The organism is Citrobacter sp. RHBSTW-00029 (assembly GCF_014104295.1).
GTDB lineage: Bacteria > Pseudomonadota > Gammaproteobacteria > Enterobacterales > Enterobacteriaceae > Citrobacter > Citrobacter youngae.
Window position 1 is genome coordinate 2,705,588 of the sequence record NZ_JABXRT010000001.1, and the last position, 11,755, is coordinate 2,717,342.

Annotated in this window: 12 protein-coding genes; 8 read left to right on the forward strand and 4 right to left on the reverse strand. The window is 53.5% G+C overall.

Translation table 11 applies throughout. The annotated features are described in order from the left end of the window. Nucleotides 1–138 precede the first annotated feature (138 nt). Nucleotides 139–957: a pyridoxal phosphatase gene (locus tag HV041_RS13340; RefSeq protein WP_121584380.1), complete on the forward strand. Its 819-nt coding sequence runs from the start codon at nucleotides 139–141 to the stop codon at nucleotides 955–957. Here HV041_RS13340 and modC read toward each other — a convergent pair whose 3' ends face one another. The 4 genes from modC to HV041_RS13360 form a co-directional block, all read right to left on the reverse strand. Next, the gene (gene modC / locus HV041_RS13345; RefSeq protein ID WP_040232493.1) at nucleotides 958–2,016 is read right to left on the reverse strand and encodes a molybdenum ABC transporter ATP-binding protein ModC; all 1,059 of its coding nucleotides are present in this window, start codon (nucleotides 2,014–2,016) and stop codon (nucleotides 958–960) included. It lies immediately after the preceding gene. A gap of 2 nt (nucleotides 2,017–2,018) precedes the next feature. Further along, nucleotides 2,019–2,708, reverse strand: a complete 690-nt coding sequence (gene modB, locus HV041_RS13350) for a molybdate ABC transporter permease subunit (RefSeq protein ID WP_005125418.1) — start codon at nucleotides 2,706–2,708, stop codon at nucleotides 2,019–2,021. After that, on the reverse strand, nucleotides 2,708–3,481 hold the full coding sequence (gene modA / locus HV041_RS13355; RefSeq protein WP_048212228.1) for a molybdate ABC transporter substrate-binding protein: 774 nt from the start codon (nucleotides 3,479–3,481) through the stop codon (nucleotides 2,708–2,710). Before modA ends, modB begins: the two co-directional genes overlap by 1 nt. 189 nt (nucleotides 3,482–3,670) lie before the next feature. Beyond that, nucleotides 3,671–3,820: an AcrZ family multidrug efflux pump-associated protein gene (locus HV041_RS13360; RefSeq protein WP_003023026.1), complete on the reverse strand. Its 150-nt coding sequence runs from the start codon at nucleotides 3,818–3,820 to the stop codon at nucleotides 3,671–3,673. Between the two features lie 130 nt (nucleotides 3,821–3,950). Here HV041_RS13360 and modE point away from each other — a divergent pair, with 130 nt between their 5' ends. The 7 genes from modE to gpmA all read left to right on the forward strand — a co-directional run bounded on the left by modE (nucleotide 3,951) and on the right by gpmA (nucleotide 11,728). Next, entirely contained in the window at nucleotides 3,951–4,739 is a 789-nt protein-coding gene (gene modE / locus HV041_RS13365; RefSeq protein WP_061067553.1) for a molybdenum-dependent transcriptional regulator, read from the forward strand. A gap of 66 nt (nucleotides 4,740–4,805) precedes the next feature. Continuing rightward, complete coding sequence (modF, locus tag HV041_RS13370; protein WP_182294231.1) at nucleotides 4,806–6,278, forward strand: molybdate ABC transporter ATP-binding protein ModF; 1,473 nt, start codon at nucleotides 4,806–4,808, stop codon at nucleotides 6,276–6,278. Between the two features lie 218 nt (nucleotides 6,279–6,496). Next, nucleotides 6,497–7,513 carry a UDP-glucose 4-epimerase GalE gene (gene galE / locus HV041_RS13375; protein WP_040232497.1) on the forward strand — a complete coding sequence of 339 codons (1,017 nt, stop codon included), beginning with the start codon at nucleotides 6,497–6,499 and terminating at the stop codon, nucleotides 7,511–7,513. A gap of 9 nt (nucleotides 7,514–7,522) precedes the next feature. Next, entirely contained in the window at nucleotides 7,523–8,569 is a 1,047-nt protein-coding gene (galT, locus tag HV041_RS13380; RefSeq protein ID WP_048212231.1) for a galactose-1-phosphate uridylyltransferase, read from the forward strand. A gap of 3 nt (nucleotides 8,570–8,572) precedes the next feature. After that, on the forward strand, nucleotides 8,573–9,721 hold the full coding sequence (galK, locus tag HV041_RS13385; RefSeq protein ID WP_121584378.1) for a galactokinase: 1,149 nt from the start codon (nucleotides 8,573–8,575) through the stop codon (nucleotides 9,719–9,721). Continuing rightward, nucleotides 9,715–10,755, forward strand: a complete 1,041-nt coding sequence (galM, locus tag HV041_RS13390) for a galactose-1-epimerase (RefSeq protein ID WP_048212233.1) — start codon at nucleotides 9,715–9,717, stop codon at nucleotides 10,753–10,755. Before galK ends, galM begins: the two co-directional genes overlap by 7 nt. Before the next feature lie 220 nt (nucleotides 10,756–10,975). Next, nucleotides 10,976–11,728, forward strand: coding sequence for a 2,3-diphosphoglycerate-dependent phosphoglycerate mutase (gene gpmA, locus HV041_RS13395; RefSeq protein WP_003022999.1), 753 nt, complete (start codon nucleotides 10,976–10,978; stop codon nucleotides 11,726–11,728). Nucleotides 11,729–11,755: the final 27 nt, after the last annotated feature.

An 11,755-nucleotide genomic window follows, 5' to 3' on the forward strand; every position in this document is an offset into this window, starting at 1 on the left:
GCTGCAATTGCCTGACACACGCCTAAGGTAGACGCTTTTAACGGTGAATGCTTAATTAAGGCTCAGAATTTTGTCCGGCTCCCGTCTCGGTGTACCATTCCAGCAGACAAAATTCTCAACCTTAATCTGGAAAAACCTATGACCGCACGCGTGATTGCCCTGGATTTAGACGGTACCCTGTTGACCCCGAAGAAAACCTTGCTGCCCTCCTCTCTCGAAGCGCTCTCGCGCGCCAGAGAAGCAGGCTACCAACTTATCATTGTCACGGGTCGCCATCACGTTGCTATTCATCCTTTTTATCAGGCACTGGCGCTGGATACACCTGCAATTTGCTGCAACGGTACCTACTTGTATGATTATCAGGCGAAAAAGGTGCTGGAATCCGATCCCCTCCTGGTTAACCAGGCGTTGCAACTGATCGATATGCTGAATGAACATCAGATCCACGGGCTGATGTATGTGGATGAAGCCATGCTGTATGAGCGCCCAACCGGGCATGTGGTGCGTACCGCTAACTGGGCGCAAACCCTGCCGCCGGAACAGCGCCCGACCTTCACCCAGGTACCTTCACTGGCGCAGGCGGCGCATGACGTCAACGCCGTGTGGAAATTTGCCCTGACTGACGAAGATATTCCAAAGCTGCAGCAGTTTGGTAAACATGTTGAACAGCAACTGGGGCTGGAGTGTGAGTGGTCCTGGCACGATCAGGTTGACGTGGCCCGTAAAGGCAACAGCAAAGGACGACGCCTTGCCCAGTGGATTGAAGCCCAGGGCGGATCAATGGAAAACGTGATCGCTTTTGGCGATAACTTCAACGATATCAGTATGCTGGAAGCCGCAGGTACCGGCGTGGCGATGGGCAATGCCGATGATGCAGTCAAAGCCCGCGCCAACATCGTGATTGGTGACAACACCACCGACAGCATCGCGAAATTTATCTATTCCCACCTGTTGTAATCAGGCAGTAATCGACACGCTCTTAATTTGCGCATACAGCCACAGGCCAGGCTTGATACCCAGTTCATCCCTGGCCCATGGGCTAATTCTCGCCCACAGCGTTTTCCCGCCGACCTCAAGCTGTACTTCCACCTGACCGTTATCGTCATAGCACTGCGCGACTTTCGCCCGCAGCACGTTACGAATACTGGTCTGCTGCGGCGGTTGGAGCACCAGTGAAACATCTGATGCCTGAATACGAATACGCAGCGCGGTTTGCAGTGGTTGATCCAGCTTATTGACCCACAGATGCTGATCGCCGAGCGCCAGCGCGGTCATCGCATAGTGTGGATGATGTTCCAGTACGCTGACTTTCAGAATGCTGCTTTGCTGTTCCTTCGGCAGCCAGGGGTGCATCACGCTGCTGCCCCAGACGTCCTCCAGCGAACCAAACGCTTTCACCTGCCCGTTTTCCAGCACCATCACTTTGTCCGCCAGGTGCAAAATTTCATCGAGCGAGTGACTGACATACAGCATCGGAATATTAATTTCACGCGCCAGGCGTTGCAGGTAAGGCAGCAGTTCGCGCTTACGCGGAATGTCCAGCGAGGCGAGCGGCTCATCAAGCAACAGCAATTCCGGTGCAGTAAGCAGCGCCCGACCGATGGCGACACGTTGTTTTTCACCACCAGAAAGGCCGCCGGGTAGACGGTCGAGCAAAGGCTCAATACCCAACAGCGCCACCAGCTTATCAAACTGTCCGGCCATGCTTTTCGCCATACCGTAACGCAGATTGCCGCGTACTTTATAATGCGGGAACAGACGCGCATCCTGAAAAACATAGCCCACCCGGCGTTTTTCAGGCGTCAGGCAGATACCGTTTTCAACGTCATTCAGTACCCGACCGTTGAGCACAATGCGCCCGGACTGTGGTTGGGTCAGACCACTGATAGCATTAATCAGCGACGTTTTGCCCGCGCCAGAGACACCAAAAATAGCGGTAATACCGCTGGCTGGCAGCGTTTCGTTGAGCGTCAGGCAGTGGGTTCCCAGCGTCTGGGAGAAATTAAGTTCCAGCATGATTATCGCCCCGTCCGCTCACGGCTAATTCGCGCCAGCCACTCAGAAATGAGCAGCGAAATCAGCGCCAGCACGATAGAAATAATGCATAACCTTGCCGCCGCGCTTTCGCCACCAGGCGTCTGGATGAGGGTGTACATCGCCGAAGGAATGGTGCGCGTTTCGCCTGGGATATTAGAAACAAAAGTAATGGTTGCGCCGAATTCCCCGAGTGAACGCGCGAACGCCAGCACCGTACCGACAATAATACCGGGCAGCATCAGCGGTAAGGTAATGGTCATGAATACGCGCCAACGCCCGGCTCCCAGCGTGCGGGCCGCCTGCTCCAGCTTGACGTCAACACCTTCCAGCGCCAGACGAATAGCCCGCACCATAAGAGGAAAAGACATCACCGCCGCGGCCAGTACCGCACCGCGCCAGCTAAAGGCAAAGGTGATGCCAAACCAGTCATACAGCCATTCGCCAATGAATCCGCGCCGCCCCATAGCCACCAGCAACAGGTACCCCACCACAACCGGTGGCAGTACCAGCGGCAAGTGCAGTACGCTGTCGAGCAACGCTTTGCCCGGGAACTTACAGCGTACCAGTAGCCAGGCAAAGAAGATCCCAAACGGCAGGCTAAACAACACGGCCAGGGAAGAAACTTTCAGGCTCAGTAAGACGGCCTGCCATTCAGGATCGGTCAGTATCATTACTTGGTCGTAAATCCATAACGTTTGAAGATTTCAGAAGCCTGCGGTCCTTTCAGGTAATCATAGAACGCGCTGACCGTTGCGTTGGAGTGGCCATCAACAACCGCGATAGGGTATTCCACTTTTTTATGTGAGTCTTCCGGGAAGGTCGCCACAACTTTTACGCCTTTGCTGGCGACGGCATCAGAACCATAGACAATGCCCAGCGGGGCTTCGTTGCGTTCAACCAGCGCCAATGCGCCACGAACATCTTCAGCCGGAGCCAGTTTCGGTGCCAGGGTATCCCATGCTCCCAGTTTTTGCAGCGCCTCTTTGGCATAAATGCCCGCCGGAACATGCTCCGGATCGCCAACGGCCAGACGTCCACCGTTCAACAAACTGGTCCAGTTGGTTTTGCTGTCGATAGTGAAGTCTTTCTGTGCACTGGCTTTCGGCGCGACAACGACCAGGCTGTTACCGAGCAGCGTTTTGCGCGTTGCGGTATCGATAGACTTTTTGTCTACCGCGTAATCCATCCACTTTTGATCGGCAGAAATAAACAGATCGGCCGGTGCGCCTGCTTCAATCTGGCGCGCCAGCGTGGAAGAAGAAGCAAAAGAAGAAACGACATCAACGTTCTTCTCTTTTTTATATTCTGCGGCAATATCCTGCATCGCGTTCGTTAACGACGCCGCTGCAAACACTGTGATTTTACCTTCATCCGCCAGTGCATGTCCGGCAACAGAAAGAGAAAGTGTTGCCCCTGCAAACAAGCGTAACCATGTACGTGCCATCTGTAACTCCTTTGAGTTTCGTTATGTAGGCGCAAATATAACGAGTAAATCAGGATTTTCCCAGCGGTTATTACTACCAATTAGAGGTTACACAAAGAAAATATCGGCAGGGAAAGCAGGATCTTGAGGAACTAACGCAGTTGGATAATGAGCAATAAAAAACGCCCGGCTAAGCGGGCGTTCGGGGAATCAATGGTTCTGTCTGGATTGGTCTTTCTGACCGATACCGGAAAAAATGTTGAACACTTCACCCAGTCCGTAAATCAGTCCCAGAATGATGGCCATTACCACAGGTACCATGATTACGGCGAATACCAGACTTTTCAATAACTCTAACATGGTCAACTCCAGATATAGTCCTTAGCTGTATTCTAACCACATAACACAGAAAAGCACTCCACTTTTGTGCGGTCGGCTTTGCTCAGGCGCGGTTTTCCGTCACAATACCCTTTTTTGCCAGGAGCTTGTTATGCAGGCCGAAATCCTACTTACACTGAAACTTCAGCAAAAACTGTTTGCCGATCCCCGCCGCATTTCTCTGCTTAAGCACATTGCGCTTTCCGGCTCCATCAGTCAGGGCGCGAAGGATGCAGGTATCAGTTATAAAAGCGCCTGGGACGCGATTAACGAAATGAACCAGCTTAGTGAGCAGACACTGGTAGAGCGCGCCACCGGAGGCAAAGGCGGCGGCGGTGCAGTGTTAACCCGCTACGGCCAGCGCCTGATTCAGTTGTACGACCTGCTGGCGCAAATTCAGCAAAAAGCCTTCGATGTCCTCAGCGATGACGATGCGGTTCCACTTAATAGTCTGCTGGCGGCCATCTCTCGTTTTTCACTGCAAACCAGCGCTCGTAACCAGTGGTTTGGCACAATAACCGCGCGCGACCACGACCAGGTTCAGCAGCATGTTGACGTCCTGCTGGCTGATGGCGCAACCCGGCTGAAAGTCGCGATTACCGCGCAGAGCGGTGAACGTCTGGGGCTTGATGAAGGCAAAGAAGTCTTGATCCTGTTGAAAGCGCCGTGGGTCGGAATTACCCAGGATGACGCTATCGCTCAGGCCGCCGATAACCAGCTGCAGGGCACGATCAGCCATATCGAACGCGGCTCGGAACAGTGCGAGGTATTGATGACGCTACCAGACGGTCAGACGCTGTGTGCGACCATTCCGACAGAAAATACCGCGACGCTGCACGAAGGCGCGAATGTCACGGCCTATTTCAACGCAGACAGAGTGATTATCGCAACGCTGTGCTGAGTGATTGACATCGGCCTGAAGAACACGTATCCCTGTTATTAATCGCTGCAGATAATGGGATACAAAATGTCATCGTTGCAAATTTCGCAAGGCACGTTTCGTCTGAGTGATACCAAAACGCTTCAGTTGAATTCGTTGACGTTAAACGCGGGTGATAGCTGGGCGTTTGTGGGGTCTAACGGCAGCGGAAAATCCGCACTGGCGCGTGCGCTCGCCGGAGAATTACCGTTACTAAAAGGCGAACGCCACAGCCAGTTCACGCGTATAACCCGTCTCTCCTTTGAGCAACTACAAAAGCTGGTCAGCGACGAATGGCAGCGTAACAACACCGATCTTCTGAGCCCAGGCGAAGACGATACCGGGCGTACTACTGCGGAAATTATTCAGGATGAGGTCAGCGATCCTGCTCGCTGTGCCGCCCTGGCACAGCAGTTTGGTATTACCTCACTGCTCAGCAGACGTTTCAAATACCTTTCCACCGGCGAAACGCGGAAAACTCTGCTCTGTCAGGCACTGATGTCTGAACCCGATTTGCTGATCCTTGATGAACCGTTTGACGGACTGGATGTGGCTTCACGTTGCCAGTTGGCAGAGCTGCTCGCAGCGTTGCATCAGGCCGGTTTTACGTTAGTGCTGGTGTTAAACCGCTTTGATGAGATCCCCAATTTTGTGCAATTTGCTGGCGTACTCGCCGATTGCACATTGACAGAAACTGGTGAAAAAACGGGTCTTCTGCAACAAGCGTTAATCGCCCAACTTGCCCATAGTGAACGACTTGATGGTATTACCCTGCCCGAACCGGATGAGCCTTCCGTACGTCGCACATTGTCTGAGAACGAACCGCGGATTATGCTCAACGACGGGGTCGTTTCCTACAATGATCGCCCGATTCTTCATCATCTGAGCTGGCGGGTAAACCCAGGGGAACACTGGCAGATTGTCGGTCCAAACGGTGCGGGAAAATCAACGCTGCTCAGTTTAATCACCGGCGATCATCCGCAGGGCTATAGTAATGATTTGACGCTGTTTGGCCGTCGTCGGGGTAGCGGTGAAACTATCTGGGATATCAAAAAACACATCGGTTACGTCAGCAGCAGCCTGCATCTGGATTACCGGGTAAGCACTACGGTGCGTAACGTCATTCTCTCAGGCTACTTCGATTCCATCGGTATTTATCAGGCCGTATCAGACAGACAACACAAGCTGGTACAACAGTGGCTGGATATTCTGGGAATGGATAAACGCACTGCAGACGCCCCTTTCCACAGCCTTTCCTGGGGACAACAGCGGCTGGCGCTGATTGTGCGCGCGCTGGTTAAACACCCTACGCTATTGATCCTTGATGAACCCTTGCAAGGCCTGGACCCGCTAAACCGCCAGTTGATTCGCCGTTTTGTGGATGTGCTGATCGTTCAAGGCGAAACTCAGCTGTTGTTCGTCTCTCATCACGCCGAAGATGCACCCGCCTGCATTACTCACCGACTGGAGTTTGTGCCCGAAGGCGATATCTACGCCTATCAACAAACATCACTGCGTTAATTTTCATGCCTGGGCGTTTGAACACGCCCTTTTTTCTGCTTTTTTTTCAGACAAACGCTGAGATAACAACCTAACGTAATGATTTAAAATAAAATAACCACTACCAATATGTGAAAATGTTAGTGTGTAAACGATTCCACTAATTTATTCCATGTCACACTTTTCACAACTTTGTTATGCTATCTTCATTACATGATATAGGCATAACGGAGCGAATTATGAGAGTATTGGTTACAGGTGGTAGCGGTTACATTGGAAGCCACACTTGTGTGCAGTTGCTTAAGAATGGCCACGACGTCGTGATCCTTGATAACCTCTGCAACAGTAAGCGCAGCGTACTGCCCGTTATTGAGCGTTTAGGTGGAAAACATCCGACATTCGTCGAAGGTGATATCCGTAACGAAGCGCTGATCACCGAAATCCTCCACGATCATGCCATCGATACGGTCATCCACTTTGCCGGTCTGAAGGCCGTCGGCGAATCCGTTGCTAAACCGCTGGAGTACTATGACAACAACGTCAACGGCACTCTGCGTCTGGTCAATGCGATGCGCGCCGCCAACGTGAAAAACTTCATATTCAGCTCCTCCGCCACAGTCTATGGCGATCAGCCGCAAATTCCTTACGTTGAAAGCTTCCCGACCGGTACACCACAAAGTCCGTACGGCAAAAGTAAGCTGATGGTGGAACAGATCCTGACCGATCTGCAAAAAGCACAACCTGAGTGGAGCATCGCGTTGTTACGCTATTTCAATCCGGTTGGCGCACATCCGTCAGGAGACATGGGCGAAGACCCGCAAGGTATTCCTAACAATCTGATGCCTTACATCGCGCAGGTTGCCGTGGGCCGCCGTGAGTCTCTGGCCATATTTGGTAATGACTACCCGACCGAAGACGGTACCGGCGTTCGCGATTACATCCACGTGATGGATCTTGCCGACGGTCACGTTGTCGCAATGGAAAAACTGGCGGGCAAACAGGGTGTGCATATTTACAACCTTGGCGCTGGCGTTGGTAGTAGTGTACTGGATGTGGTCAACGCCTTCAGCAAAGCCTGCGGTAAGCCAGTGAACTACCATTTTGCTCCGCGCCGCGACGGCGATCTGCCTGCCTACTGGGCCGATGCCAGCAAAGCAGACCGCGAACTTAACTGGCGCGTGACGCGTACACTGGATGAAATGGCGCAAGATACCTGGCACTGGCAATCACGCCATCCACAGGGATATTCGGATTAAGGACCAATCATGACGCAATTCAATCCTGTCGATCATCCACATCGCCGTTTTAACCCGCTCACCGGGCAGTGGATCCTCGTTTCACCGCATCGCGCCAAACGCCCCTGGCAGGGGGCGCAGGAAACTCCGTCTAAGCAGGTACTGCCCGCGCATGATCCGGACTGCTTCCTGTGCGCGGGCAATACGCGCGTTACCGGTGACAAAAACCCGGATTACACCGGGACCTATGTCTTCACTAATGACTTTGCCGCGCTGATGTCTGATACCCCGGACGCGCCGGACAGTCACGATCCGTTGATGCGTTGCCAGAGCGCACGCGGTACCAGCCGCGTGATCTGCTTCTCGCCCGATCACAGTAAAACGCTGCCAGAGCTCAGCGTCCCTGCACTGACAGAAATTGTACAGACATGGCAGGAACAAACCGCAGAGTTAGGCAAAACCTATCCCTGGGTGCAGGTATTTGAAAATAAAGGCGCGGCGATGGGCTGCTCGAACCCGCACCCCCACGGACAAATTTGGGCCAACAGTTTCCTGCCCAACGAAGCCGAACGTGAAGATCGCTTACAGAAAGCGTACTTCACTGAACAGGGCACGCCAATGCTCGTTGATTACGTCCAGCGAGAACTGGCGGACGGCAGCCGTACGGTCGTAGAAACCGAGCACTGGCTGGCGGTTGTCCCTTACTGGGCTGCATGGCCGTTCGAAACGCTGCTGCTGCCGAAAGCGCATGTCCTGCGTATTACTGATTTGACCGACGAACAGCGTGCTGACCTGGCGCTGGCGTTGAAAAAACTGACCAGTCGTTATGACAACCTGTTCCAGTGCTCTTTCCCCTACTCTATGGGCTGGCACGGCGCGCCGTTTAACGGCGAAGAGAATGGTCACTGGCAGTTGCACGCACACTTTTACCCGCCGCTGCTGCGTTCCGCGACCGTACGTAAGTTTATGGTTGGTTACGAAATGCTGGCTGAAACCCAGCGCGACCTGACGGCAGAGCAAGCGGCTGAGCGACTGCGTGCGGTCAGCGACATCCATTTTCGCGAATCCGGAGTTTAAATAATGAGTCTGAAAGAAAAAACACAATCTCTGTTTGCAGAAACGTTTGGCTACCCTGCCACCCATACTATTCAGGCTCCGGGTCGCGTAAACCTGATAGGCGAACACACCGATTATAACGACGGCTTCGTTCTGCCCTGCGCCATCGACTATCAAACCGTCATCAGTTGTGCGCCGCGCGATGATAGAAAAGTTCGCGTGATCGCCGCTGATTACGACAATCAGATTGATGAGTTCTCACTCGATGCGCCGATTATCGCCCACGATAGCCAGCAATGGTCGAACTACGTGCGTGGCGTGGTGAAGCATCTACAAAAACGCAGTAATGCCTTTGGCGGCGCAGATCTGGTGATCAGCGGTAATGTCCCGCAAGGCGCGGGTCTAAGCTCTTCCGCCTCGCTGGAAGTGGCTGTGGGCACCGTGTTCCAGCAGCTCTATCACCTGCCGCTCGACGGCGCGCAGATCGCCCTGAACGGCCAGGAAGCGGAAAACCAGTTTGTCGGCTGTAACTGCGGCATTATGGACCAGCTCATCTCCGCGCTGGGCAAGAAAGATCATGCGCTGCTGATCGATTGCCGTACGCTGGGCACCAAAGCCGTTTCCATGCCGGAAGGTGTGGCGGTGGTGATCATCAACAGTAACTTTAAACGTACGCTGGTTGGCAGTGAGTACAACACCCGTCGCGAACAGTGTGAAACCGGCGCGCGTTTCTTCCAGCAGCCAGCGCTGCGTGATGTTAGCCTTGAAACGTTTAACGCCGTCGCCCACGAGCTGGATCCGATTGTCGCCAAATGCGTTCGCCACGTGATCACGGAAAATGCGCGTACCGTTGAAGCTGCGCAGGCGCTGGAAAAAGGCGACCTGCTGCGTATGGGCCAATTGATGGCGGAATCTCACGCTTCAATGCGCGATGACTTTGAAATTACCGTGCCGCAAATTGATACGCTGGTAGAGATTGTCAAAGCGACCATCGGCGATAAAGGCGGTGTACGCATGACCGGTGGCGGCTTCGGCGGCTGCATCGTGGCGCTGATCCCACAAGATTTGGTGCCTGCCGTGAAGCAGGCTGTCGCCGGGCAGTACGAAGCAAAAACCGGTATCAAAGAAACATTCTACGTCTGCAAACCCTCACAAGGAGCCGGACAATGTTAAACGAAATCCCCGTGCAGGCTCCGGACGGTCAGCCGTTTCGCCTGCTCACCCTGCGCAATGACGCAGGGATGGTGGTCACGCTGATGGACTGGGGCGCGACGCTGCTGTCTGCCCGTATTCCGCTCAGCGATGGTAGCGTGCGCGAAGCATTACTCGGTTGCGCCAGCCCGGAACAATACCCACAACAGGCCGCATTTTTGGGGGCCTCGATTGGCCGCTACGCTAACCGTATCGCCAACAGCCGCTATACTTTTGCCGGCGAAACCGTTGAATTAATACCAAGCCAGGGCGACAACCAGCTGCACGGCGGGCCGGACGGTTTCGACAAACGTCGCTGGCAGATAGTCAATCAGAATGACCGTCAGGTGCTGTTCGCCTTAACGTCTGACGATGGCGATCAGGGCTTTCCGGGTCACCTCTGCGCCACCGCGCAATATCGCCTGACCGATGATAACCGTATTTCGATTACCTACCGTGCGACAGTGGATAAGCCCTGTCCGGTGAATCTGACGAATCACGTTTATTTCAACCTCGACGGCGACAAAACGGATGTCCGCCAGCACAAGCTGCAGATTCTGGCCGATACGTACCTGCCGGTTGATGAAATGGGTATCCCGCATGACGGACTGAAACCCGTGGCGGGCACCTCGTTCGATTTCCGTGCACCTAAACGCATCGACAGCGAGTTTCTGACCGATGACGATCAGCGCAAGGTGAAAGGTTACGATCACGCTTTCTTGTTACAGACGCAAGGCGATGCCCGCAAACCGGTCGCCATGGTCTGGTCCCAGGATGAAAAACTGCAAATGGAGGTCTACACCTCTGCCCCGGCATTGCAGTTCTATTCCGGTAACTTCCTCGGTGGTACGCCATCCCGTGGGCCTGACGCCTACGAAGACTGGCAAGGACTGGCGCTGGAAAGTGAGTTTCTGCCTGACAGCCCAAATCATCCGGAATGGCCGCAGCCAGACTGCTTCCTGCGACCGGGCGAAGAATACGCCAGCGTGACGGAATACCGGTTTATTCCTGCCTGATAGTTAACCGTGACGAGCCGATACCCGGCTCGTCATTTATCCCCACGCGAGATCCGCTCAAAACCACACCACTCAAAGACAAAATCGCAACCTTGAGTTCACAAGAACCTTACACTGTGCCGCTATTTTCGCTATGGTTATGCGTAAGCATTGCCGCTGACACTTTACGGCAATATAATGAGAATTATTATCATTCAATATGATTTATAGGAGTGAGTGTATGGCTGTAACTAAGCTGGTTCTGGTACGTCATGGTGAAAGTCAGTGGAACAACGAAAACCGCTTTACCGGTTGGTATGATGTTGACCTGTCTGAAAAAGGCGTGGGCGAAGCAAAAGCGGCAGGTAAACTGCTGAAAGAGGAAGGCTACAGCTTCGATTTTGCTTATACCTCTGTGCTGAAACGTGCCATCCACACCCTGTGGAATGTCCTGGACGAACTGGATCAGGCCTGGCTGCCGGTTGAGAAATCCTGGAAACTAAACGAACGTCATTACGGCGCACTGCAGGGGCTGAACAAAGCCGAAACTGCTGAAAAATACGGTGACGAGCAGGTTAAGCAATGGCGTCGTGGCTTTGCGGTCACCCCACCGGAACTGACTAAAGATGACGAGCGCTATCCGGGTCACGATCCGCGTTATGCCAAACTGACCGATAAAGAACTTCCGGTTACCGAAAGCCTGGCACTGACTATCGATCGCGTTATCCCTTACTGGAATGAAACCATTCTGCCGCGCATGAAAAGCGGTGAGCGCGTGATTATCGCCGCTCACGGTAACTCCCTGCGTGCGCTGGTGAAATACCTGGATAACATGGGCGAAGATGAGATCCTGGAACTGAACATCCCGACGGGTGTCCCGCTGGTGTATGAGTTCGACGAAAACTTCAAGCCGATCAAACATTACTATCTGGGTAACGCTGACGAGATCGCAGCAAAAGCTGCAGCGGTAGCCAACCAGGGTAAAGCGAAGTAATTTCATCAGGCCTACAAGCTTGCTTGT